Annotated in this window: 24 protein-coding genes; 15 read left to right on the top strand and 9 right to left on the bottom strand. The window is 52.6% G+C overall.

All coding sequences use genetic code 11. The features are described from left to right. Window positions 1-34 precede the first annotated feature (34 nt). Window positions 35-385, top strand: coding sequence for a DUF2283 domain-containing protein (locus C5Y44_RS00340; protein ID WP_105323168.1), 351 nt, complete (start codon window positions 35-37; stop codon window positions 383-385). Between the two features lie 154 nt (window positions 386-539). Here C5Y44_RS00340 and C5Y44_RS00335 read toward each other — a convergent pair whose 3' ends face one another. Further along, the gene (locus tag C5Y44_RS00335) at window positions 540-1,037 is read right to left on the bottom strand and encodes a MarR family winged helix-turn-helix transcriptional regulator (RefSeq protein ID WP_105323167.1); all 498 of its coding nucleotides are present in this window, start codon (window positions 1,035-1,037) and stop codon (window positions 540-542) included. 252 nt (window positions 1,038-1,289) lie between these two features. Between C5Y44_RS00335 and C5Y44_RS00330 the strand changes: the two genes are divergently transcribed. Next, window positions 1,290-1,712: a hypothetical protein gene (locus C5Y44_RS00330; protein WP_105323166.1), complete on the top strand. Its 423-nt coding sequence runs from the start codon at window positions 1,290-1,292 to the stop codon at window positions 1,710-1,712. Between the two features lie 150 nt (window positions 1,713-1,862). Here the strand turns inward: C5Y44_RS00330 and C5Y44_RS00325 are convergent, their stop codons facing one another. After that, complete coding sequence (locus tag C5Y44_RS00325) at window positions 1,863-3,089, bottom strand: Shedu immune nuclease family protein (RefSeq protein ID WP_105323633.1); 1,227 nt, start codon at window positions 3,087-3,089, stop codon at window positions 1,863-1,865. A 528-nt stretch (window positions 3,090-3,617) separates the two neighbouring features. On the opposite strand from C5Y44_RS00325, the gene era reads away from it, so the two are divergent. The 4 genes from era (at window position 3,618) to C5Y44_RS00305 (ending at window position 7,284) form a co-directional block, all read left to right on the top strand. Next, window positions 3,618-4,655 (top strand): GTPase Era, encoded by a 1,038-nt coding sequence (gene era / locus C5Y44_RS00320; RefSeq protein WP_105323165.1) that lies wholly within the window; start codon window positions 3,618-3,620, stop codon window positions 4,653-4,655. Further along, window positions 4,645-5,370, top strand: coding sequence for a DNA repair protein RecO (gene recO, locus C5Y44_RS00315; RefSeq protein ID WP_105323164.1), 726 nt, complete (start codon window positions 4,645-4,647; stop codon window positions 5,368-5,370). The genes era and recO overlap by 11 nt, the downstream gene beginning before the upstream one ends. A gap of 11 nt (window positions 5,371-5,381) precedes the next feature. After that, window positions 5,382-6,134, top strand: coding sequence for an isoprenyl transferase (locus tag C5Y44_RS00310; RefSeq protein WP_105323163.1), 753 nt, complete (start codon window positions 5,382-5,384; stop codon window positions 6,132-6,134). A 64-nt stretch (window positions 6,135-6,198) separates the two neighbouring features. After that, complete coding sequence (locus tag C5Y44_RS00305; RefSeq protein WP_369831055.1) at window positions 6,199-7,284, top strand: VIT1/CCC1 transporter family protein; 1,086 nt, start codon at window positions 6,199-6,201, stop codon at window positions 7,282-7,284. Between the two features lie 25 nt (window positions 7,285-7,309). Here C5Y44_RS00305 and C5Y44_RS00300 read toward each other — a convergent pair whose 3' ends face one another. Continuing rightward, the gene (locus tag C5Y44_RS00300) at window positions 7,310-7,738 is read right to left on the bottom strand and encodes a Fur family transcriptional regulator (protein ID WP_105323161.1); all 429 of its coding nucleotides are present in this window, start codon (window positions 7,736-7,738) and stop codon (window positions 7,310-7,312) included. Between the two features lie 136 nt (window positions 7,739-7,874). On the opposite strand from C5Y44_RS00300, the gene C5Y44_RS00295 reads away from it, so the two are divergent. From C5Y44_RS00295 to C5Y44_RS00285, 3 genes are all read left to right on the top strand, one after another. Next, window positions 7,875-9,254, top strand: a complete 1,380-nt coding sequence (locus tag C5Y44_RS00295; RefSeq protein WP_066792875.1) for a glycine--tRNA ligase — start codon at window positions 7,875-7,877, stop codon at window positions 9,252-9,254. Window positions 9,255-9,374: 120 nt separating this feature from the next. Then, window positions 9,375-9,887, top strand: a complete 513-nt coding sequence (locus C5Y44_RS00290; protein ID WP_105323160.1) for a hypothetical protein — start codon at window positions 9,375-9,377, stop codon at window positions 9,885-9,887. Window positions 9,888-9,898: 11 nt separating this feature from the next. Next, window positions 9,899-10,390, top strand: a complete 492-nt coding sequence (locus C5Y44_RS00285) for a hypothetical protein (RefSeq protein WP_105323159.1) — start codon at window positions 9,899-9,901, stop codon at window positions 10,388-10,390. On the opposite strand, the gene C5Y44_RS00280 is transcribed toward C5Y44_RS00285, so the two are convergent. Further along, a complete protein-coding gene (locus C5Y44_RS00280) occupies window positions 10,387-10,635 on the bottom strand; it encodes a hypothetical protein (protein ID WP_105323158.1) in 249 nt (82 codons plus the stop codon). The two genes, C5Y44_RS00285 and C5Y44_RS00280, sit on opposite strands and share 4 nt — an antisense overlap. A 580-nt stretch (window positions 10,636-11,215) precedes the next feature. Between C5Y44_RS00280 and C5Y44_RS00275 the strand changes: the two genes are divergently transcribed. After that, window positions 11,216-13,315, top strand: a complete 2,100-nt coding sequence (locus C5Y44_RS00275) for an ATP-dependent endonuclease (RefSeq protein WP_105323157.1) — start codon at window positions 11,216-11,218, stop codon at window positions 13,313-13,315. Then, window positions 13,312-15,225 (top strand): UvrD-helicase domain-containing protein, encoded by a 1,914-nt coding sequence (locus tag C5Y44_RS00270; RefSeq protein ID WP_105323632.1) that lies wholly within the window; start codon window positions 13,312-13,314, stop codon window positions 15,223-15,225. The genes C5Y44_RS00275 and C5Y44_RS00270 overlap by 4 nt, the downstream gene beginning before the upstream one ends. 296 nt (window positions 15,226-15,521) lie before the next feature. On the opposite strand, the gene C5Y44_RS00265 is transcribed toward C5Y44_RS00270, so the two are convergent. Beyond that, complete coding sequence (locus tag C5Y44_RS00265) at window positions 15,522-17,537, bottom strand: YgcG family protein (RefSeq protein ID WP_105323156.1); 2,016 nt, start codon at window positions 17,535-17,537, stop codon at window positions 15,522-15,524. A gap of 131 nt (window positions 17,538-17,668) precedes the next feature. On the opposite strand from C5Y44_RS00265, the gene C5Y44_RS00260 reads away from it, so the two are divergent. Next, window positions 17,669-17,869, top strand: coding sequence for a hypothetical protein (locus C5Y44_RS00260; RefSeq protein ID WP_105323155.1), 201 nt, complete (start codon window positions 17,669-17,671; stop codon window positions 17,867-17,869). 6 nt (window positions 17,870-17,875) lie between these two features. On the opposite strand, the gene C5Y44_RS00255 is transcribed toward C5Y44_RS00260, so the two are convergent. Next, window positions 17,876-18,421 (bottom strand): hypothetical protein, encoded by a 546-nt coding sequence (locus C5Y44_RS00255; protein WP_146108460.1) that lies wholly within the window; start codon window positions 18,419-18,421, stop codon window positions 17,876-17,878. A gap of 221 nt (window positions 18,422-18,642) precedes the next feature. Here C5Y44_RS00255 and C5Y44_RS00250 point away from each other — a divergent pair, with 221 nt between their 5' ends. Continuing rightward, window positions 18,643-19,272 carry a YdcF family protein gene (locus C5Y44_RS00250; protein WP_105323153.1) on the top strand — a complete coding sequence of 210 codons (630 nt, stop codon included), beginning with the start codon at window positions 18,643-18,645 and terminating at the stop codon, window positions 19,270-19,272. 6 nt (window positions 19,273-19,278) lie between these two features. After that, on the top strand, window positions 19,279-20,544 hold the full coding sequence (locus tag C5Y44_RS00245; protein ID WP_105323152.1) for a deoxyguanosinetriphosphate triphosphohydrolase: 1,266 nt from the start codon (window positions 19,279-19,281) through the stop codon (window positions 20,542-20,544). Window positions 20,545-20,579: 35 nt separating this feature from the next. Here C5Y44_RS00245 and C5Y44_RS00240 read toward each other — a convergent pair whose 3' ends face one another. Continuing rightward, complete coding sequence (locus tag C5Y44_RS00240; protein WP_105323151.1) at window positions 20,580-20,825, bottom strand: hypothetical protein; 246 nt, start codon at window positions 20,823-20,825, stop codon at window positions 20,580-20,582. Beyond that, window positions 20,815-21,336 carry a ribonuclease domain-containing protein gene (locus C5Y44_RS00235; RefSeq protein ID WP_105323150.1) on the bottom strand — a complete coding sequence of 174 codons (522 nt, stop codon included), beginning with the start codon at window positions 21,334-21,336 and terminating at the stop codon, window positions 20,815-20,817. Before C5Y44_RS00235 ends, C5Y44_RS00240 begins: the two co-directional genes overlap by 11 nt. Window positions 21,337-21,428: 92 nt before the next feature. On the opposite strand from C5Y44_RS00235, the gene dnaG reads away from it, so the two are divergent. Then, complete coding sequence (dnaG, locus tag C5Y44_RS00230) at window positions 21,429-23,357, top strand: DNA primase (protein WP_105323149.1); 1,929 nt, start codon at window positions 21,429-21,431, stop codon at window positions 23,355-23,357. Here the strand turns inward: dnaG and C5Y44_RS00225 are convergent. Next, window positions 23,354-23,623 carry a hypothetical protein gene (locus C5Y44_RS00225; protein WP_066839999.1) on the bottom strand — a complete coding sequence of 90 codons (270 nt, stop codon included), beginning with the start codon at window positions 23,621-23,623 and terminating at the stop codon, window positions 23,354-23,356. The two genes, dnaG and C5Y44_RS00225, sit on opposite strands and share 4 nt — an antisense overlap. Window positions 23,624-24,155: the final 532 nt, after the last annotated feature.

Genomic DNA, 24,155 nt, shown 5'->3' with positions numbered 1-24,155 from the left:
CAGAAAATATAACCAAGATGATTGGGAGAGATACGTGAATACGCAGGAAACCAAGCCTTTTGACATTGAGACGGCCTATATAAAGGTCAACAACAATTATGCCGAGTACTCAGTTGCCATCAATGAGAACGTGATTGCGGAGCTAGACGATGAAGACATGTTAGTTGGCGTGAAACTACTTTCGGTGAAAGAGATCCCTTCGGTTGAGGAAATTGAGTCACACGTAGATATCAATTGGGGCGATGAGGAAACTCTGGAGCGTGGTCTATGGAGGGTTGGCTTTTGCATCAGACTGCAAAAAGCCGTGGCCTTGGCCAAAGAGATTAACAATTCTCCACCTCCCAATAATGCCGGGGAAGACTTTGTGAACATAATTCATGTTTAGCTAAAGACAAAGCTTTTTGGCTGGTCCCAGGCGAATTTCAACATCGCCTCTGATCTATACGTAGGCGTTAGGAACGGCGGAATGGACGTGAAAGCTTAGGGGGACCGCGATAGCGCGGGAATCCTGGAGCCGACCAGAATTCTTTGGAATCAGGTTACCGGCGTCGATACAGAGGAGAGGAAGCCAGCATGCGCTGGTCGGGGTCGAGTCGGGTAAGCAGCTTGGCGGAGATGTTTGCGAGCTGGTCAATTTCTTCAGGCTCGAGGGCATCGATTACAAGCCGGCGGACTTCGGTGACATGCCCAGGCGCGGAGGCGACAACTTTGTCCCAACCGGAATCAGTGAGAGTAACCTCGGTGGCACGGCGGTCGCTTTTGCAGGGAGCGCGGGTGATGAACTCGCGGCTTTCTAGCTTTGTGAGTACGCGGGAGAGCCGGGGGAGCGAGGCGTTGGTGCGTGCGGCGAGCTCGCTGGTGAGTAATTTTCGGCCCGAAGTTTCAGACAGCACTGACAAGCAGAAGTACTCAAAGTGGGTGAGGACGGTGTCTTTGTTGAGCTGAGTATCAAGCGCGGAGGGGAGCAATTCCAGCACAGCTGCGAAGCGCACCCATGCTTCTTGCTCGCGTTGTGAAAGCCAACGTGTCTCGTCCATAACGTCAGTTTAATGTAAGCGGTTGCACCTTTAAGCGAGATTCCTAGCAGTTAGTCCGGAGGGGCCTGTGCACGGGGCGTAAAACGGTCAGCGTGCGGGGCTTTTCGTCGACTACGGCGCGAAGAAGAATTAAATAGATGCTCAAAATGCGTGACAGGGGTTGCATGAAGCTCGTATCATCAAGGCTTAGAACAAGTTAGGGTCTACTTGGTACGGGCTTTGAGGTTGCTACATTCGCAGAAAGGTTAGCTCATGGCAAAGAATACGTTGCTGCACCGAATTGAAGCGAGGCTGCGGCTGATTACTGCCAGTGAGTTTCACGCCTGGATTCATGATGAAGCTTTCCGTGCGCGGTTTCTGGGCACGCACGAATGGAGTCCACATACCCCGGTTATTCCGGCGCTGTGGAATACCACGGTCGATGAGCTGTGCGAGCACATCGAATGGCATTGCACGGAAGATAATGACTTCCTGGCGGTCCCGGTGCTGCTAAAAGACCCGGTGAAGCTGGCATGCATCTTGGTCACAGATATCTTTGATGTCTTCGACCCAGAAATGACCATGGATGAGGTCTGTGACGCCCTGGGCAAGACCTCCGACTGGGCTTTTGCCAAAGAAATAGACGTGCCAGTGCAAAATGAGCTGGAAGTCAAGCGCCTGCTGCATTGTCTTTAGGACCGATCTTGGTTCCTTTAGGAGCTCTAACAAGTACTCGCTGGTGCCCCGTTGTTCTAGCTCACTGATAAAAGGCCTTTTCTGGAATGAAGTCCTGAGTGTCCAGTGGAGATTGTGGGGTCGGATTTAAAAGGATTTGTCAGAGTATTTCTAATTGCTTTCAGGCTTAGAGTGTTCCTCTGACAACCTGACGTGCCACTCAGCTCGAGCGAGAAGCTCGTCGAATGTTATGATTTCTGGCTCCTGGATGCTTCTCCGGAATATCTCGAAACTTTGATATTTGTTTTCTAGTACACCATTGTTTTCACCGGTTAATTCTGTAAGTGAACCTATAATTACAAAACACCGCGGTTTAAGCAGATACGTTCCTGTTGGCAGTTTCTCTCCTTCTGGAGTTTTGTCGGCTATGAATTTCCCCAAGGTTTGGACTGCAAGCTGACTTGTTTGCTGTGATTGCACGATTGCACCCGTGAGTTCTTCAGAGGGAAGCCATGCCCCAGAGCGGTATTCCCCCTTTATAAGAGATGTTTTGTGGTGTTTGATTTCTGCAAACACCATAGACTGAATCGCGCCGGATGTGCGCATGAGTGCGTCAACGCGTTTGCCAACACTGCCAATGTGACTACCTGTAGTCACTTGCTCGAGTTTGTCCTCATTCCAGGCCGTGTAAAGTTGCCCGCCCAACCCAATACCGAGGATCCAGGGGTTATCCTCAAGCAGCTTTTGCCAAGCAGCTTCAGGCCCTCCCGCTTTTTCTTTTGCGGCTTCGAATACAGTCTCATTCGTTAGCCATGATTCCATTATTCCCACAACTTCTTTGCGATGTTGAAGCGCTGCTACATCGCGTGCACTCGAGTCGGTTTGGATTAGAGATTTAAATTTCTGAGGATTCTTTGTATAAAGACGTTCGAGCTCAGCGGGGTTGGAGAATATGTCAGCAAATATGGCATCGTCAAGGCGTACTGACTGATCTCCTTCGATGGGGATGGAATCAATAGCTTTGATCATGTCAATCAGGTTTCTAGATTGTTCGCGGTCGAGTTCGAGGATCTTTTCAAGCTTGGTCTGATCTGGTCCAGTTGGGACCCTCTCAATCCTGATGCTGCGAACGGTGCCTCTTGAACGAGCTACGTTCAGCCTTATCTGTTTTCTTCCTCCGGGAGTCATGAAGATTACCTCATCCTTCCATTCCCAATCTTGCTCAACCTGAATAGAAACTTCGTCAAAAACTTTACGGATAAAACGAGCAGGTTCTCCCTTATCCGACCCGAAAGTCATTGGAAAAGAACGACTTATGTAAGTTCGATCCGGGTGTCTAGCTTGGGCGAAATAGACGTCGTTTTTCTGGTTCACTAGTGATTCGAAGTCGCTCGTCATAGAACCTCCATTGACATCTCTTCTCATTGACTCATTTAGCTGGAAATTGAATATTAAGAGTCTCGTAGCCGCGACTGGGCCGAGCTCAAAATCCACCCATTGGAAAATAGAAATGAAGCTTCTTCTGAGTCCTCTCAGCTTTTCCAGCCACATTGTATGAATAAGCACTGTAAGAGTGCTTGAGTCGTACCAATTGATTGAAAGACTTAAGAATTTCGGTTGTTGAACCTGGTAGTGATACTAGCAATGCTGAGAAATCCGAGCTATAACCTTAAGAGGTTTCGAATACCTCGGAATGCATTGCTCTTGGAGGAGCACGTGATCTCGGTCGTCTGAGTTTGACTCGGAATAGCCTATGCTTGCGGCTGCGTGTTGTCGGAGAATACTCACGGTTTTCTTGAGCGCTTACGTAAAAGGTGGAAGTATGCGTTACAAAAGAGATAGAAATTATCCGCTTGCTGGACTTGGTGTAGTTCCTGATGTGTCAAAAGTAGGGGATTGGGCGATTTCGGACTAAGATGCAGGTCAATGAATAACTCACCAGAAGACCCATTTGAGGCGGCCATCGCTGGCGCAGGCAATGCTGGCGCAGACAATGCTGACGCAGACGATGCCGCCGCTGAAGCAACGGCTGATTACAGCCACTACACCAATACCCCGGAAGGTTTCCGCTCCGGTTTCGTGAGCTTCGTCGGTAGGCCAAATACCGGCAAGTCCACGTTGACGAATGCACTAGTTGGTCAAAAAATTGCGATTACCGCTGACCAGCCAGAAACTACCCGTCACCCGATTCGCGGATTGGTGCACCGAGAAGATGCGCAGATCATCGTCGTTGATACGCCGGGTCTACACCGCCCGCGCACGCTGCTGGGTGAGCGCCTCAATGAAATCGTCAAGGAAACCTACCAAGACGTTGACGTGATTGGTTTGACCATTCCTGCTGATGAAAAGATCGGCCCTGGTGACCGCTGGATCTTGGAAAACGTGCGGGAAATTGCGCCGAAGACTCCGATTATTGGCATCGTGACCAAGCTGGATAGGGCATCGAAAGACGAAGTCGGCGCGCAGCTTCTTGCTTTGCACGAGCTTTTGTCCGAAAAGGACCCAGAGGCAGTGGTTATTCCTGTTTCTGCGACCGAAAACGTGCAGATTGATACGCTCATCGGGGTACTGACGGAAGCTTTGCCTGAAGGCCCGAAGTTCTACCCTGATGATCACATCACCGATGATGACAACAATAAGCGTATCGCTGAGCTCATCCGCGAAGCTGCACTCTCAGGGCTCAAAGACGAGCTCCCACACTCGGTTGCAGTTGAAGTCGATGAGATTTTGCCTTCACAAGAGCGCGAAGGTGTACTCGATGTGCACGCTATCGTCTACGTCGAACGCCCCGGACAGAAGAAGATCCTGGAGGGCAAAGATGGAAGGCGTCTGCGTCGCATCGTGAGCAATGCACGCAAGGAAATCATCCAGTTGCTGGGCCAAAACGTCTTCCTTGATTTGCGCATCAAGGTTTTAAAGAACTGGCAATCAGACCCGAAGTCATTGGGGCGCCTTGGCTTCTAGACCCTCTTTTCGCGACCGCGCGGTGGTTATCCGCAGCTATGACTTCGGTGAGGCTGACCGCGTCATCGTGCTGCTGACCAAACATCATGGCTTAGTCCGCGCGGTAGCAAAAGGTGTGCGTCGCGCGAAGTCGCGCTTTGGCTCGCGCCTGCAGCTTTTCGTCAATCTTGACATCCAGCTCTATTCTGGACGCAACCTGGCCACTATCACTCAGGCCGATACCATTGACTACTTCGGCGCACAGCTTATCGATGACTACGATAAATACACCGCCGCGTGCGTCATGCTAGAAGCCGCAGAACGCTTAAGCCTGGATAATGATCCGTTTCTGTATGAGTTAGTCATCGACACGCTTAAAGACCTGCAAGATACGAAGCGTCCCATGCTGGTGCTGGATACTTTCTTGCTGCTGGCGATGGGACATGCCGGCTGGGCACCAAGTCTTTTTAACTGTGCCCAATGCGGCGCGCCGGGCCCGCACCATGCTTTTCACCCGGCAATTGGTGGGGCATCCTGCGGTAATTGCCGCCCACCGGGTGCTGCTGAGGTCGACCCGGAGACCCTGCATGTCATGTGGCTGATTTCGCATGGGCATGAGTCCAATGCCACCGTGGCGCAGGCCGGCGAGGCGCATCAGCTTATCCGAGCGCACTTGCAGTGGCACTTAGAACGCAAAGTCAATGCCCTGTCCGTGATGGATCAGGAATTGCAGTAAGCTTATCAATCGTGATTACCCCAGATCCCAACCGCGTTTTACACCCGCCAGAAATTCCTACGGAGTTTCTCCCAACACATATCGCCATGGTCATGGATGGCAATGGCCGGTGGGCGCAAGAGCGCGGCATGAAGCGCACCGAAGGCCATAAGCGTGGGGAAGCAGTGCTTCTCGATGTCGTCGATGCCTGCCTCGCTCTGGGCGTTCCTTATCTTTCGGCCTATGCCTTTTCCACGGAGAATTGGCGCCGCTCACCAGATGAGGTGCGTTTTCTCATGGGCTTTAACCGCGACGTGCTGCGCCGCCAGCGCGAGTGGTTGCATGAGCGCGGCGTGCGCGTGGTCTGGGTGGGCCGTCGTCCGCGGCTGTGGCGCTCGGTTATTAGAGAACTCGAGGCAGCAGAAGAGCTGACCAAAGACAACACGCGCATGACGCTAGCGATGTGCGTGAATTACGGTGGGCGCGCAGAGCTTGCCGATGCCTTCAAAAAGATGGGTGAAGATGTCCAAGCAGGCACACTCAACCCGGCTACTGTGACAGAAAAAACCATCTCACAGTACATGTATGACCCGACCATGCCGGATGTAGATTTATTCCTGCGCCCCTCGGGGGAAAAGCGCACGTCAAACTTCCTTGTGTGGCAGTCAGCCTATGCAGAAATGGTTTATCAAGATAAGCTATTTCCTGATTTCACTCCAGAAGACCTTTTCGCAGCCGTGGAAGAATACGCGCGCCGCGATCGTCGCTTTGGAGGAGCCAAGTAGCTTAAGGCGAGCTACTAAATTTTCGCACTAGGTAGGTAGGGAAAGCGCGACAAGGATGGAAACCATGGAGCAGCCAACTCGCCAGCAGATTGCCCGCTGGCGGAAGTATTTGGCTAATGAGCGCGCTGAAGCCGCAGTCTATCGTGAACTTGCCCGTAAGAAGAAGGGCGAAGAGCGCGATATTTTGCTCAAGCTAGCCGATGCCGAATCCCGCCACGAACAGTACTGGCAGGAAAAGCTCGGCGAGTATATTGGCATGCCCCAAAAGCCCGATTTGAATACGCAGTTTATGGGCTGGATGGCCAAGAACTTCGGCTCCGTATTTACTTTGGCGCTCATGCAGTCGGCGGAAAGCCGCACACCGTATCTAGACGATGAAGATGCCAGTGAGCAATTAGCTGCCGATGAACGCGTGCACGCCGAAGTCGTTCGCGGTCTTGCTATTCAGGGCCGGGAGAAAATCTCCGGTAGCTTCCGCGCCGCCGTCTTCGGCGCGAACGATGGTCTGGTCTCAAACCTCGCGCTGGTTATCGGCGTGATGGGCTCCGGTGCTCCGACGTCGACCTTGCTGCTGACCGGTGTATCGGGTCTTTTGGCCGGTGCCTTGTCGATGGCCGCGGGTGAGTACGTGTCCGTGAAGTCCCAGGGTGAGCTGCTTGAAGCTTCACGTCCGGCGGCACCAGCAACGCAGTTGGCAGGGGAGTTGGATGTTGATGCCAATGAGCTTGCGCTGATCTACCGTGCCCGCGGCATGAACCACGAAGAAGCTGAAGCCAAGGCGCAAACGGTCTTCCACGCGCTGCAAGAACGCACCGCGGCTGCCGATGCATCTAACCATGCCCATGCTGAGCCCGCCGTTGAGGAAGATAAGTCCCACGGGGTAATCGGCGAAGCCTGGTCCGCAGCACTCTCCAGCTTCTGCTTCTTTGCCACCGGCGCGCTGATTCCGATCATTCCGTATATCTTCGGCATGGACGTTTTACCAGGTGCGATTGTTGCCATCGTGCTGGTGTCTATCGCGCTGATGACCACCGGCGGTATTACCGGTCTGATTTCCGGCAAGCCGCCACTATTCCGTGCGCTGCGTCAGCTGGCGATTGGCCTAGGCGCTGCGGGTATTACGTACTTGCTCGGCTTGCTCTTCGCGTAAAAAGTGAGCGTGGGCGAACTTTTTACTAGGAATTTCCCCTGCACTTGGCGCATACGCCGAAGACTTCGGCGTCGTGGCCGGTGAGCTGGAAACCGTAGGTGTCGGCGACATCTTTAGCCCACTTTTCAATCGGGCCGCCATCGATTTCCTCGGTGCGCCCGCATTTGGTGCACACCAGGTGATGGTGGTGCGCCTCGGATTCGCAGTGGCGGTATAAAACCTCGCCGGTCGGGGAGTGCAGGGCATCGACAGCGTTGATATCAACGAGTGATTGCAAGGTGCGGTACACGGTAGTGAGACCGACCTTGGCGTTACGGTCTTGGAGCGCAGTGTGAATTTCTTTGGCCGATTGGAAGCGGTCAATTTCCTGCATAACTTCAACAACTGCAGTGCGCTGTTTTGTGGTACGCATACCAAGCTTTGGGGTGTGTGAGCTTGAGGAATGAACGGTCATGAATCTGAGTTTAGCAACTTAGTTGCCGTGACATATAAGAACCAATTCAACCCCATCGGGCGCGGATTTCTTTCACAAGATAGAATGACGTGATTAGAACCATCGGCTGTCCCCTACCAGAGGAGTCTTAATTATTATGGCGTCAGTGATTGATTCTGTCGTAAATCTTTGTAAGCGTCGTGGCCTGGTGTACCAGGCTGGCGAGATCTACGGCGGATCGCGCTCGGCCTGGGACTACGGTCCCCTGGGTGTAGAACTCAAGGAAAACATCAAGCGCCAGTGGTGGCGTCACATGGTGCAATCCCGTGATGACGTCGTCGGTATTGATTCTTCCATCATCCAGCCCACCCAGACCTGGATTTCTTCCGGTCACGTAGAAGTCTTCACCGACCCATTGGTGGAGTCCTTGCACACCCACAAGCGCTACCGCGCTGACCACCTGTTGGAGGCCTACGAAGAAAAGCACGGCCACCCACCAGCAAACGGTCTGGCAGATATCAATGACCCAGAAACCGGTCAGCCAGGCAAGTGGTCGGAGCCTAAGGCATTCTCCGGTCTGCTCAAGACCTTCCTGGGGCCAGTTGATGATGAAGAGGGCTTGCACTACCTGCGTCCTGAAACCGCACAGGGTATCTTCGTCAACTTCAAAAACGTCATGACCTCGGCGCGTATGAAGCCACCGTTTGGTATCGCCAATATCGGTAAGTCTTTCCGTAATGAAATTACCCCAGGTAACTTCATCTTCCGTACGCGTGAGTTTGAGCAGATGGAGATGGAATTCTTCGTCAAGCCAGGCGAGGATGAGGACTGGCACCAGTACTGGATCGACAACCGCCTGCAGTGGTACGTCGACCTAGGTGTTAACCCAGAAAACCTGCGTCTGTACGAGCACCCACAGGAAAAGCTCTCGCACTACTCCAAGCGCACCGTCGACGTGGAGTACGCATTCGGTTTCCAGGGCTCCAAGTGGGGCGAGCTGGAAGGCGTTGCTAACCGTACTGACTACGACCTGCGCGTGCACTCTGAGCACTCCGGTGAAGACCTGTCTTACTTTGACCAGACCACCGAAGAACGTTGGATTCCATACGTTATCGAGCCAGCTGCCGGTCTGGGCCGCTCGATGATGGCATTCTTGGTTGACGCTTATACCGAGGAAGAAGTTCCAAACGCCAAGGGTGGCACTGACACCCGCGTCGTTTTGAAGCTGGACCGTCGTCTGTCGCCAGTCAAGGTTGCAGTTCTGCCACTGTCGAAGAAGGAAGAGCTGTCCACCCCAGCAAAGGCATTGGCCGATAAGCTGCGTGGCCTGTGGAACGTTGACTACGACGTCTCTGGTGCGATTGGTCGTCGCTACCGTCGCCAGGATGAAATCGGTACGCCATTCTGCGTAACCTACGACTTTGATTCACTCGAAGACAATGCAGTAACCGTGCGTGAGCGTGACTCCATGGAGCAAGAGCGCGTCAAGATTGACGAGCTCGAAACCTACCTAGCTGCGCGTCTCGCGGGTTGTTAAAGCCGTAGGGCTTAAACAACCCGAAATAGGCTTGGAAAAGGCTATGACTTAGCTCAACTTTGAGCACTTTTAATGCGGTGACTACCCGAAAGGGTGGTCACCGCATTAGACTCTGTAAGCATGAAATACACCAGTTGGGATAGAAGTGACCGTGACAACCCGAAACTATTAGTAGAAGAGGGTCCAGAAACGCTCGGTACATTTTCAGCTGGCTCCGCGGATATCAACGGTGATTTCTGGCGCTTGAGCGTGGATGAGAAGTTGGGGGCTTCTGCCACGACCTCAGATGACCGCGTCTTTCGCATCTCTGGTGATTTAAACAAAGACAAGAAACTGGACGTTTCTTTAGACGGGCGTACCTTTACTATCGTCAATGAGAATTCCAATGACTGGATCATCGATGACGTGAATGAGAACTTCGTCGCGCAATTTTCGGGCCGCAATAACGGCGTGCGCAAGGTCAATCTGGAATTTATGCACGATGACAAGATTGAGTTGTCGACGGAAGAAATCGCGGCTTTGTCCTGGTTCGCGCGTTTAATCTTGGAAAATCGCTTGAAGAAGTCCTCGGTTGCGATGATTGCTACCTTGCTTCTTGCCTCTGCGGTCGCGGTGGTGGCATTCCTGCTTTAAGCTATGCAATTGTGGCTAATAGAGCAGGGATTTTTAACACCCAGATTGATCTCAGCGGTGAGGTCTGGCGGTGGAAAGACAATGTCTTAACAGATTCAGGCGATCAGGTTTTAGCGCGCGTGCGCGCTGATGTGATCTCGGTGGGGCACCAGAATCTGCTCATCGAGCACAATATCGGTGCACCGCGCTTTCGCCTGCGGGCTACCTCATCAAAGGGCAACCTATACACGATGGGACAGTTGTCGTTTACGGTCAACGTGCTCAACGCGGATTGTGACCATGAGCGCTATAAACTACAGCGGGTAAACCCGTTTCGCCGCGAGCGCGTGATTTCCAATGACCGTGGCTCGGTGCTGCGTACCCGTCCGCGTGGTGATGGTTCGCTCACGGTGACTTCGGCCGCCGAAGGCGCCGAGGAAATCCCTTTCTTCGACGCCGTATTCTTATCTTATGGCTGCATGCTCATTGACGGTCCAGGCGTGCAAAAGCAGATGATGATTTAAGCAGGCACGTGTGCTTTCGGGGCAAGCGCTAGCGCGGGGACGATAATCAGTGCGAGGATGCCGCCGGCGATAGAGAGCATGCCGAACCCGGCAGCGCTCATCAACAGCCCGGAGAACACACCAGCACCGGCGCCGAAGATGTTAATCCACACATCGATGCTGCCTTGCTTGGCAGCGCGTGTTTCAGGCTCAGTTCCTTGCACGACCAGCGTGGTGCCGGAGATGATCCCAAGGTTCCAGCCCATACCAAGTAGCACTAGCGCGAGGATAAGTCCTCGGACATTGTCACTGGGTGCCCATGCGGCGATCAGTCCGGAAGCTAGTAAAATGACTCTTCCGGGACTAGGGTGCTTTGCTTTTGAGTGCGATGTGTCCAGAGTGGAGGAAACAGCGCAGGGTGTCGTGGGTGCGATTGCGAAATCTTAATTCCGTGTAGGTGATTGAGGCATCCGCTGATTGCGTCTACCTAGTCCTAGGAGGCCAAACATAAAAATGCGCCAGGATTTCAACAAGGTTTGTGCAGGCGGCGGCCTAGGTGGACAAGTTCTCGGATAGGTCCTTCGAGTAGTCGAAGCTGGGGGCATTTGGCAGTCAGGAGGAAGTGTCAATTATCTTCCTAATGACAACATTGAAGAGTTACAAGAGAAATCGGTGGTATGGTGCTGATAGTAGCAGTTGACGTGTCTCAGATGCTTGTCATAATTAAAATCGAGCCAGAAGAGTAAGCTCTCCATCAACTCGGCGCAAGTCAATGAAGCTTTTTCGGGCTTCAATGAAACTGTGCAAGAACTTGGAATTGATCGGGTCTACAGCAGATTTATACAAATGAAAATTGATTCAATCTATATCGACGGTTATCGTCGCTTCCACTCACAGACCATCAGGCTTGAAGAGCTCTCCACAGTGCTGGCAGGCGCAAACAATAGCGGCAAGACTTCATTGATTGACCTACTCAGAATTGTCATCGGAGGAGAAGGTCGCTTTCGAGCTGATGACTTAAGTACTGAGGCGCGCATGGAATGGTCGCGAGAGATTATCGAAGCAGCACTTGCGGGCGAGGATGCCTATTTTTCTTTTCTAGAGGATGAAGACACCGCACCCAAGCTCCCTTCGATAGAAGTTAGGTTCGTGGTGAGATATGACCCGTCGAACGACGATATTCGTGAGTTTGCCAGCTACTTGATGGATCTCGATAGTGACAAGAGTGCCTTCTATTTTCGGTACCGCTTTCATCAAAGGCCTGAGAAGTACGTAGCGGTCTATCAAGAACTTTACCCAGCGTTAAAGAAGGCGATTGATGATAATAACTGGACGGATCTCCCAAGCGTCCAATTTAAGTCGTTAGGTTTCCGCAAACTCCAATCACTAATAGATCATGCAACTACTGAGTGCGCTGACACGGATGTATTTTTTGCAGATGCAGAATTCTCTAATCTAATACAAATTGATTCACCTCAGAAATTTGCTCAGCTCTTTAACTTCCGATCCATCAAAGCAGCACGAACGCTTGACGACACTAAAGATGACAAAACAAAATCCCTGAATCGCAGGCTCATTGATGTTGCCCAAGAAGATGAAAAATGGGCGACTGAATTTGCAGAATTCCCAGACCTCATAATTGAGGCGATCGACTCCACCGAGATCCGAAAGATCACTGCAGAAGAAGCGATTAAAAGTCTTAATGATGTAGTCGAGTCAATCTCGAAAACCAATGGTACTGCTCAAAGTGATCTCTTAGTTGATTTCGACCTGACCGAAGAACAAGCAGTACAGCTGATATCTCAGTCGATGCAGACCAGATACGTAGGCGAAGGCATACCCCTAGGAGAAGCTTCGCAAGGGCTCGGCTACAGCAACCTTATCTTTCTTCACCTTGAAGCAGAGTCGTTCATACGCTCCGCTAGAACACCTGAGAACCAACTGCTGGTTAATCTTTTGGTGATTGAAGAGCCTGAATCTCACATGCATCCGCAGATGCAGAATGCATTCATCAACCATTTATTTGCGCAGGTTAGGAATGCCGGTGGGCTTCAGGGGGTAGTGACGACCCATTCAAATGAAATCGTTCGCTCTAGCGCGATAGAACAGCTGAGAGTGCTGAAGATAGAAGGAGGTAGATGCAGAGTTGTCGACCTCCGAGAGTTTCATGAACTCGAGGTCAAAGGCAAGACGACTGAAACACAGCGTCTGTTTAACCTGCTCTACTCAATCAACTTCTCCGACATCCTGTTTGCAGACAAGGTGATTATGTACGAGGGGGACACTGAACGAATGTACATACAGGCACTAATCAAAGAGCATGAGGATCTTTCCGGCCTGAGGACTCAGTACATCTCTTATGTCCAAGTAGGTGGCGCGTATGCCCACATTTATAAGCCGCTCATTGTCGATACTCTGCATCTTAAAACAGCGATAATTACAGACATCGACTACACGAAAGACGCTAAGCCAAAAAGTCTAGAAGACCTAGTTGCCTTGGAAACTTCGAATGCGACGTTAATCGACTTCTTTGGAGAGCCGAAAAATGAAGACCCACGGAAGAAGGTGGCTCCCACGGTCAAACAACTCGTTGACCTAATCTCCAAGAAAGAGGGTGTTGCTACGACAAAAGGAGACTATTCAGCCGCAGTAGCCTTTCAATCTGAAGCAGATGGCTATGGGCGGACGCTTGAGGAAGCAATTCTTGCAACCATAACCTCTTCATTCAGGTGGGAGGAGAAAAATTCCGAGGAGTGGAATGAATTGCGTGAAAAACTTGGGCTGAAGATTTCGATACCCAAGGATGCATCGTCGTCCATCCGTGAGGTAGTAGCTTCCACGGCTAATAATAAAACGGACTTTATGTACTCGCTGCTTATATCTCCTGATTTCAAAGATAAAGTGCCGCCGTATATTCTTTCTGTATTGAAATGGTTGAACTCATGACAGACCTCAAGATTGTCAACGCCCCGGCAGGGAGCGGTAAAAGTACGGAAATTAAAAAACGGGTCAATGCCTGGGCAATCGAGCACCCACTGGACAAGTTACTCTGCGTGACGTTTACCAACCGTGCGGCAGACGAGCTAACAGCGGGTATCTCCTCTCCAAATGTCGAGGTTTCAACCATTCACTCTTTTATGAATGATTTTTCAAAATCTCTCTTTGCTGCTCCGGAAATCGTTGCGCTCTACATTGAATTCTACGGTGAGAGAATTAAGACAAGAATCGAAAACTCGGAGAACAATAAGAACGTGGAGGAAAGTAACTCAAGGTACCGGGCGGAATTCGGAGAACCACTGAGTCTTCAGGCGATTTTAGATTCTATTTCGTCCCTTTATTACAACGAAAGGGCTTTCAACACGCTCTATCGAGGAGGTCTATCTCACGAAGACCTCTTGTCCTTCATTGCTAAATGCGCAAAAAGATATCCACTCATCTATAGGCGGGTCAATACCAAATATCAACAAATTATAATTGATGAGTACCAGGACACGGACGTGAACGTGCTCGAATTCTTCCTTGAAGCAGCCAAGCAGTCGGGGTTCGCTCTTCACCTGTACGGTGACCGGATGCAGCAGATTTACAAGTCTGATCCAGCTCGATTTCAATCTCTTATTCAACAATTTGAACCAGAGCAAAGGGAAGTTACGAACTTTCGCTCGACTCCCGAGATAGTCTCGCTACTAAACCGGATTTACAACGACGAAAGCCTGAATCAGGTAGCTCATAGTGAAGTCTCCGGAACAACCCCGAAGGTATTCATCGCAGATAAGTTTAGAGAGTTAGAAGAACAACTCCAAGACGACAGTACGCTCATCCTCAACATAGCCAATGCAACGATCTACGAATCCATCGGGGCACTTGAGCTACTGAGGTCGCTGCAGGCAATGCCGGAGCACGGGTTTAACTCGCGGCATTCAGCAGTTTCGGTTCTGGCAGAGGTTGAATGGGAGAAAGTTCAAAATCCCGTTATTAGGCTTTTGTATGGTCTCCTAGAATTGAAGGCAGCCTACGAAGCTGGCCGCATAGGGAGTGTAATTTCTACGCTGCGCAGGTATCCTAAGGAGTTTGGAATGGTTACACTGCATTCTCATTCTGACAAGGCTGTTCTCTCTCGAGAATTGGAATCTTTATTCACACTAATGGATTCTGAAAATACTACGATCAGGCAAGTTATCACGCATCTTGGATCCATGAAATTCGAAAAGGCGCCTAATGTATCAGACTACTTCTTGGTAGATGACTATGTAACAGTCCTTGATATCCCCTTTGAGCAGGTTGGGAATGCTTTCGCCTTTAATCAAGACCCTGAACGCTCCACGCAACACGGAGTTAAAGGAGAAAGCCACGAGAAGGTCATCTTTACTGCGGAGCACAGCAACACGTCTCCTGCGGTGCACATGAAAACCCTGTTCAACCTCTGGCCTGAGTATGATTTCAGCCTTCAGACTCTTGAGGATCTTCGGGCCCGCCTATCTGATGCGTTCCAGAAGGCGAGAGAAAATATTGGGCAAGACATCTCAAATCTAAAGGCTGCCGGATTTCAACCGATCAAGGCGGTCACCACCGCTGAAGCCGAGAGAGTGAAGCGGGAGTTCGCAGACTCCCCACTGTTTATTGAACTCTATTCAGAGGCATACAACAAATACCTTGAACGTCCTGGGATCACTTCGGCCAAGAAGCTATTCAATCTAACACGAATAGAAGGCTTACTTTCCGCATACAGGCTCTTTTACGTCGGTTGCTCAAGAGCAAAATCGGAGCTTAACGTTATCATCCCCACCAGCCTCCTAGAGAACATTGATGCCTCCGAAGCTAAACTAAGAGAACTCGGGTTTGATGTCTCGCGTAGCTAGGAATTTCCTAGGACATGGGTTTGCTAGTCACAGCTTTCAGCCTCATCGTCGTGCCTAGATATGCAGCGGTGAATGAACAAGGACCATCTGAGAATCATCACTTCCACGTAGCCGTTTAATACTCTTTTGACTATGTGGATCGAAGAGACGGTCGCTCAGGCCTATATCGCGTCAGGTCTTTGCGTTTACTGGCTTACAACGAGCAAATGGCGTTGTCGTGAAGTTACCTGAAGAAGCCAAATGACCCCACAGCTTCTGCCAGATAAGGCAAAGAAGCTGTGGGGCGCTAGTGGGATTTAGAAGGAGCCGCCGCGGAAACCTCCGCCGCCACCGCCACCGGAAAAACCTCCGCCTCCGCCACCGAAGCCTCCTCCGAAACCGCCACCAAATCCGCCGCCGCCACCGCGGCCGCCGCCGAGGACTTGGCCAATGACCATGCCGGTGATGATATTGCCGGCCATATTTCCGGCCTGCTGGCGCTGCTGGGCACGGCGGTGGTTGTTGTAATCATCACGTGCCCGGTCCGCCGCAATCTTCGCAGCATTCGTCGATTGACGCGCGTAGTCAATGGCTTGGCGAATATCGCGGTCGCGGGAGTGGAGGGCTTGGGCGTGGAGATGTTTGGCATCGGCAAGCGCGGTGCGTGCACCGGAACCCACAATCCGCCCGCGCGAGGAAATGACATCTTCTGCGGCCTGAACCTGTGTCGCGGCTGCCTGAATCTGCTTGGCAAATTGCTCTAGCTGGCGCGCGTGCGTGGAGGTTATCTCACGCACGGTATCCAGCTGCTCATCCAGCTCCGTATCAATGGTAATCAACGCCGTGTGCTGGCCCAGCGGGTCAGTGGAACCTTCCTGCTTGGCAGTATCCACGGCCTGCTGCGCGCGGGCAACCACGGCATCGAGGTCCTGCCAGTTAGCTTCGGTGCCCTGGGAGCGACCCTGCGCCTTAATCTGTCCGGCCTCAGCGATTTCGCCTTCGACCTCTTCAATCAGCGCCGGCAACGTCGCCTGCGCCTGGGAGATATTGCTGCGGGCATTCTCGACGCCCTGCAGGTTGCGGTCAGAGACCTCAATCGCGTGCTCAGCATCGCGGATAAAGCCAACCACCGCACCTTGCTCACCGGCCGGACGCGCCGCAATCTCACGCGCGGATTCCAAAGACTTCTCCGCCTCATCCAACGCGGCTGCGGCCATCTGCGTATTGTCATCAATCGACTGCAGCATCTCTTCGTTAAATTCAGCTTGCAGACCTTCCAAGGTCTGCTCGGCCTTGGGCAAACGCGCGCGGACATCAATCGTGCGCTGGGTCAGCTCATCCAACTTGGAATCAGCATTAATAAGCAGGTTGCGCATCTCCGCGAACTCTGCCGCCTGGGCATCAAGCGCATCATCGGCCTGGCCACAAGAAGAGATAATCTCCACCAGCATCTCCCGGCGCTGCTCCGGGGTCTCTGGAATCGAGTCATCCAGGCGCTGGCGAATACCAAACGCCTTTTGCAACGTGGTGGTGGAGTGGTTCATCGCGCGCGTAAATGACCTGGTGCGCTCAGGGCCAAACTCAGCGGTTGCGATGTCTAATTCTTCCTTGCCACGGCGAATCGATTCATCGGTGCTGACCAATTCCTCATGCGCCAACGCGTCCAAGGTCTCCAAATCCAAAGAATTCAACCGGCGAATATCCGTCGGTGCAATCTCACGGGCATCTTCTAAGACCGCTGCCGATTCCTTCTTGGTCCGCTTACGCGTATAAGCCCAGATACCGCCACCGGCCACCACGGCGACACCACCGGCGCCGGCTAACCATGCGCCACCATTGCCGCCGGCCCCACCGGTGCCTAGTGCCGCATCCATCAGCGCATTCGCGGAGCCTGCCCAGTCATCGGTAGCTAGGGGCCCATAGGCCGCTTCATACATCTCGTCTAATTTGCCCTGCGGCCACTGATCGCCAGTTTGTACACCCATCTTCCGGGTTTCTAAGTTCACGACATAGGCAGCGGAGTTCGGGCCTTTTTCATCGACAAGCGCGCCCGCGTAGCTTTCTGCATCCATATCGCCTAAGTCATTGCTAAAGACAATATGCACCATCAACTGCTGTTCCTGCTGCAGCTGCGTAATCTTGTCTGTCAGCTCCTGCTCTTCAGCAGCGCTGAGCACACCCGCAGTATCAGTGACGCGATCAGTAATTACAGTCGGTGCCTGCGCTATAACATCAACACTTGCCGCAAAAGCCGGGGCAGCAACCCCGCAGCCTAGGGCAGTGGCAAATAAACCGGTACACAGGAGATGGCCAATACGCACTCGCTTGTTCATATCCGCCAATCCTACCGTCGTGTGCCGCTGCCTGTGGGAAGTCCCTGAGAAAAGCATAAGACCTACTGCGATCTGAGCTAGCCTGAAATTAAATAACAACGTGCGCCTGAAATCTCAGGGAGGGAAGATAAATGCCAGCCTTTTTAATTAAATATCAGCGCCGCAGCGGCAGGGTGGAAGTCTCTAAGTTTGCTTCATTACTAGAAGCTACAAAGCAGCGCATTGTCCTTGATAGGAAAAACGCCGACCCCGACCTTGAGATTGTCGCAATAGCCAGCCACAGCGAGAAGAACCTTCGCCACTCTCACTCGCGCTATTTCTCAGCTGCTTAATAAGCATCAGCCTGTAGACCAATACGGCGACCAGCGCGGTGGCTCACCCTTTTCACACCCGGCAAGAAACCAGATTTTCCAATCTTTCTCCCCGTCACCCCGCGAATAGGTGACATGCCACGACGTCACCGGAAAATAGCCCGGATCCTCCTTCGCACGGCGAACCAATGAAGCTAATGACCTCATAAGAAGTAAGTAATCGCCAGACGCCGCGCCATCACAATCTTCCATCAGCTCACCATCGTGCGCCCTGACAGCCGCAGTCTCCGTGCCATCACCGTGAACCACAAGTTCCAGATAAGCACTATCGCCAAAGAACTCCGGGCGCTCGCAATGATGAAACCTTTCGCTGTCCCCAGGCTCCCCGGACATTATTTGCTCAGCGTTTACTTGCAGCCGCCACCAATCCTCACCGAATTGGGCAGTGGACCCGGAGCTAGTCGGGAAATGCAGAAAGTACGCCAGCAAATCTTCATAGGTGAACTCCGGGTCACCTGCAGCATCAGTGCGAAACGCGGAGATGAACATATTGAGATGGTATTCAATCTCCACCTGGTTTCTTACGTGATTGATATGTAGCTGCGGCACCCAGACTCCCTTCAATGCATCCCCTGCGAAAAATAACTTTCCTCCACAATAAGCCGAATCCCGCGGTATTTCGCTAAAGATTCATATAAACCTCCCACAGCACCCATGCCCGCCAGGCAGCACCTAGAGACTCATTCGCCATTTCCACCTACTACGTCCAACCACACCACGTAGTCTGGGGTGCTATGGATATGGCAATAGTTATCTTGGGTGCCTCGCAATATGATGGCCGGGCATCAAAGGTGCTTGCCGCGCGCTTGGAGGAGGCTTTGGCCATAGCGGGGGAGCACGCGGACAAAGACGTGCATTTTTATACCCTTGGCGCCAATATGCCGGGCGATAGGTTCACCGAAGCCCAGGTGGCTAAGACATACCTGCTAAACCGCAACGTGGATGAGACTCGGGTGCATGCCATCCCCAAGGGCAATGACACAGTCGGTTCTTTGGAAGCAGTGTTAAAAGAGCACGCTTTGCTTTTCGATGCCCCCTCTTACCTCATCACCGACCCCCTCCACACCGTGCGCGCGAAGCTCATTGCTCGGCAGCTAGGCTGGACCCCAAAGGTTAAAGGTGCGCGCACGTGTCCTTATTCCTTCCCACAAAAAGAATGGTGGGGCGGACTCGCCCATGAGGCCGGCGGACTCATAGTCGCTATCCTTACCGGGCTGTTGGGCAAGACAGCAGGGGAGAAGATCCGCGGGCTGCTCTATAACGTGGAAGCACTTATTCGCCCGCGGTTTAAAACCCGCCACGGTTTGATTCGCAAGAACTCGTCGAACAATACAGACGCTAGCAGCGATAACAACATAGAATGAAAGGCAATGTATTTCTACAACGCCGCTGATACCGCCCGGATTTTTGATGAATCGCCCAAGGGTTCTACTTTTGCGTCTTCAGAAGCCGATCAGCGCGGTGCCTTTTCCCGTGATCGCGCCCGCGTGCTGCACTCGGCGGCACTACGCCGGTTGGCCGATAAGACTCAGGTCGTCGGCCCCCACGACGGCGATACCCCACGCACCCGCCTTACTCACTCTTTAGAAGTCGCCCAAATCGCCCGCGGCATTGGGGAGGGGCTAGGTCTTAACGCCGACCTGTGTGAGATGGCTGGGCTTACCCACGATATTGGTCATCCACCCTATGGCCACAATGGCGAAAATGCGCTCAATGAAGTCGCCACCGAATGCGGCGGCTTTGAAGGCAATGCCCAGACCCTGCGTATCCTCACCCGCCTGGAGCCAAAGATCATCGACGATGAAGGCAACTCCGTAGGCCTTAACCTCACCCGTGCAGCACTTGATGCCGCCTGTAAATACCCCAAGGCGAAGACGAACGCGGATGGCAGCATCAACCGCAAATACGGGGCCTACGATGAAGACGCGCATATCCTTGACTGGCTGCGCGAAGGGCATGTCGATGACCAGCCCTCGATGGAAGCACAAACCATGGACTGGTCCGACGACATTGCCTATTCCGTCCACGATGTCGAAGACGGCATTGTCTCCGGACGCATCTCGCTTAACGTGCTGTGGGACTTAGTTGAGCTTGCCAACCTCGCCGATAAAGGCGCCAAAGCTTTCGGTGGCACGGCAGAAGAGCTTCTCGATGCCGCCGATTCCCTCCGCCAACTTCCCATCGTCTCTCACCACACCTTTGACTACACGTTAAAAAGCTACGTGGAGTTAAAGAAGATGACCTCGGAATTAGTCGGCCGCTACGTGGGCGCAACTATCTCCGCGACCAAAGAATCAGGGGAAACGCTTGGCCGCCAACACGGCCAACTCATTATCCCACCAGCAGCGGAGGCCGAAGTGCGCCTTCTTAAAACCATCGCCGTGCTTTACGTGATGGATACTCCTGTGCACCTGCGCCGCCAGGACCGCCAACGTGAGCGCGTCTACCGCGTCTTTGACTACCTCACCGCGGGCGCGCCGGGCACACTTGACCCAATGTTTCGCATGTGGTGGGAACAAGCCAACACCCCAGCCGAGCAACAACGCGTCATCATTGACCAGATTGCGTCTATGACCGAATCCCGCCTCGAGCGCATCGCGCGCGCTTCGGCGGAATTTTCCGGCTATCTAGGGTAGTGCCTGCGGTAAAATACCCGAGCGTGCGAGGGATTTTATCGGTATAATTTCACGCCAAGGTCACCTAGCACCCGCATAATCGCCGCGGCATCAGCGTCATTCAAATCCCAGTTTGCACACGTAATGCGGTCAATTTTTGCATCGACTAGGAAATCCGCCAGCGCGTCTAAGGTCTTTGGTGCAGGAGCATCATGTTCACAGCGCACGGATTCTAGCGCGTGGTAGAAGTCGTCACGGCTGTGTAGACAGTCGGTGATAAGTACGCGGCGCTTATTCGGCATCGGGGATCTCGCAGAATGATTCATAATGGTCATCGGTGTAGTACCACACTTCAGGGGCTTCTTCGGAGCCACCGCCGGTAATGATGCGGCGCTGCCCACGGTGGTCTAAGCCGGGGGTTTCAACAGTGTATTCGCGGTAAAAGTTCGAATTTTGCTCAGGCAAGATGCCTTCATAATTGCCAAAATGACGATTGTCATTGTCGGGGTAGTCATAAGGACCACCGGCCAGGATGTCATCGCGGGTCTCGCTAGCCTCGTCTGGCAGGGAAGCAATCGCGCACGTTTCACCGTCGGTCGTACCAGCATCGGATCCTGCTACAGCTGAATCATCAGAGTTTCCAGTGTTACCGGAAGCACCGGAGTTTCCTGAATTATCAGAAGAGAGGTCAATGCCGAAGTATCCGGCGACTAAAACCACTACCGCGCCGCCGATAATAACGGGCAAAGACTTTTTGCGTCGGGCTGGATTTTCAGATGAAAAATCCTCTGATGCTTGTGCCATGCGCACCATTGTTGCAGCCATGGGGTGCGGAAACGAAATTAGGTGGCCTTAAGTATTCAGGCAACGATGACGATTTGGTGTAACACGGTAGTCTTTGAGGTATGGCACGAGGCAGAATTCCGGAGAGCGACATCCAAGCGATCCGCGAACGCGCCCCCATTGAGGAAATAGTGGGCGAGTATGTCCAGCTCAAGCCAGCTGGATATGACAGTTTGAAAGGACTGTCTCCTTTTAAGGAAGAAAAGACTCCGTCTTTTCACGTGCGCCCCCAACGTGGTTATTATCACTGCTTTTCCACTGGCAATGGCGGCGACGTTTTCAAATTCCTCATGGAGATGGAACAAGTATCTTTCCCTGAGGCAGTAGAGACAGTAGCGCAGAAAATTGGCTACCACATCAATTATCAAGGTGGTACGACTGGCGCGCGGGATGAAAAACCTGGCACCCGTCAGCGGCTGGTGGCGGCTAATAAAGCCGCGCACGAATTTTACCGGCAGCAACTGGAAACTGCTGAGGCGGCCACAGCCCGTAACTTCCTGTTAGACCGTGGGTTCAGCCAGGACATTATCTACACCTTCGAATGCGGTTATGCACCGGGCGGCTGGGATACCACCACTAAGCATTTGCTGCGCAAGGGCTTTAGCTTCGAAGAGCTCGAAGCAGCCGGTATTACCAAGATGGGTAAACGTGGACCCATTGACCGTTTCCATCGCCGCCTGTTGTGGCCAATTAAAGATTTAGCCGGCAACGTCATTGGCTTTGGTGCTCGCAAGCTTTTTGATGACGACAAAATGGGCAAGTACATGAATACGCCGGAGACGATGTTGTACAACAAGTCCAAGGTGTTATTCGGTCTCGATCTTGCCAAGCGCGAAATCGCGGCACAGCGCCAAGCAGTAGTGGTCGAAGGCTATACCGATGTCATGGCGATGTACGCCGCGGGAGTCACCACCGCAGTCGCATCCTGTGGCACGGCCTTTGGCGGTCCGCACCTACAGGTGCTGCGCCGGTTGATGCTCGATGACTCCTATTTCAACGGTGAGCTCATCTACACCTTCGATGGCGACGAGGCCGGCCAAAAAGCCGCCATGCGCGCCTTTGAAGGCGAACAGAAGTTCACCGGCCAATCCTTCGTTGCCGTTGCTCCAGAAGGCATGGATCCCTGCGATCTGCGCTTGGAACGCGGCGATGCCGCCGTGCGCGAGCTAGTAGCTGACCGCATTCCGATGTTTGAGTTCGTTATCGAATCGGTCATCTCTGAGTACCGCGTAGATACCGCTGAAGGTCGCCTGCAGGCACTGCGCCGTGCCGTACCAGTGGTCGCACAAATTCGCGACGAGCCACTCCAGCGCGAATACGCCCGCCGCTTAGCCGGATGGGTGGGTTGGCCTGATCCCGATGAAGTCTTGCAACAAGTGCGCGCGGAGATGAAGAAGCCGAAAAAGCCGGAGCAGCGCCGCAGTATCTTGTCGGAATCGAAGGACAATCAGGTTCCATCAACTGCTGCACCAATGATTCGCCCGCCATCGCCGCGGGAGACACACCTGTGGCCGCAGCGCGAGGCGCTCAAGGTGGCGCTGCAATATCCTCAAGTGGCCGGTGCCTATTTTGATGGCGTTGATGAGGAAGCCTTTACCAATGAGGCCTACCGCATTGTTCGCAATGCGATTATTTCTGCAGGTGGTGCAACACAGGGCGCGCAACAACCCACGGTGGAATGGATCGCGAATGTAGCCGGCGAAATGTTAGATCTCACCGGCCGCAATTTCGTCTCTGAATTAGCCGTCGAAGAAATCTTGCCCACCGGGCTATCCATGGAAGAATACGCCGACATGGTCTTATCCCGCCTGCAGGAATCTCAGGTAGGTAACCACATCGCGGAACTCAAAGCTCGATTAGGCCGCATGCGACCATCTGAAGACGAGGCAGCTTATAACTCGTTATTCGCTGACCTTGTCGCTTTGGAGCAAGCCCGCCGCGAACTCAACAACCGTGCCTTCCGTGGACCTAGCGGTCCTAGTGGACCTTAATCCTCATCGACTTCATAAATTCGATCAGGGGATTGCTCCTGGTCGTATTTCTTTTTCTTGCCGCGATTCAGATCTTTAATCTCGCGCATACGTGGATCTGGATCTAAACGGTTAGCGATAGTCTTGCGCGTTGCATTAACGGCATTTTTGGCCATAGGAGAGTTGATGGTCTTTTCGTAGGCATTCTTAATCTGGTGGAAACGCTTGCGGCCGGCCTTGGTACCAAGTACATAACCTGCAGCGGCACCGACTACGAATTGAAACATTATTTTGCTCTACTCCCTGTACTTTTTGCGCACATGCGGTCAATTTCTTGCTCTATCCTACCGGGTTCTTCCATGCGGTGAAGATACGCCTCTTAGTCCATTGCGGACCTGCACTCTCCATTTCTGAGCAAAAAAGGGGGCTCTAAAAGGGGTACTGGGGAATTAAAACCTCGCGAGCACTTCCCAGGCTGGTAGATCCTCCGATAGTTTTAACCATGTGGAGTTTGAATCCCTGTTGCCTCAGGCAACTTCCGCCGCGATTGCTACAGCCGCACTGGGCGTAGCTAGTCATGCAGTGGACCCAGCCCACCGAACTCCGAATCAGACGGAGAGTATAGAGAAGATTCCAGATCAAAGTCCTCAGTAGAACTGCGGTTCGCTTAGCGCTATCTAAAATAAATATTTCTCTTTAAAATGCCGGAAACACACTCATCTGTTTGATGGCGGCGCATTTAGCCTGTTTATTTTGTCGACCCTACTAGGGAGTTACACGGACGTGAACGCTACAAATCCTTCGATATCGATATTAGAG

The organism is Corynebacterium sp. J010B-136 (genome assembly GCF_002967075.1).
GTDB lineage: Bacteria > Actinomycetota > Actinomycetes > Mycobacteriales > Mycobacteriaceae > Corynebacterium.
The sequence above is the reverse complement of the archived record's forward strand: the minus strand, read 5'-3'. Positions and strand labels throughout refer to the sequence as shown.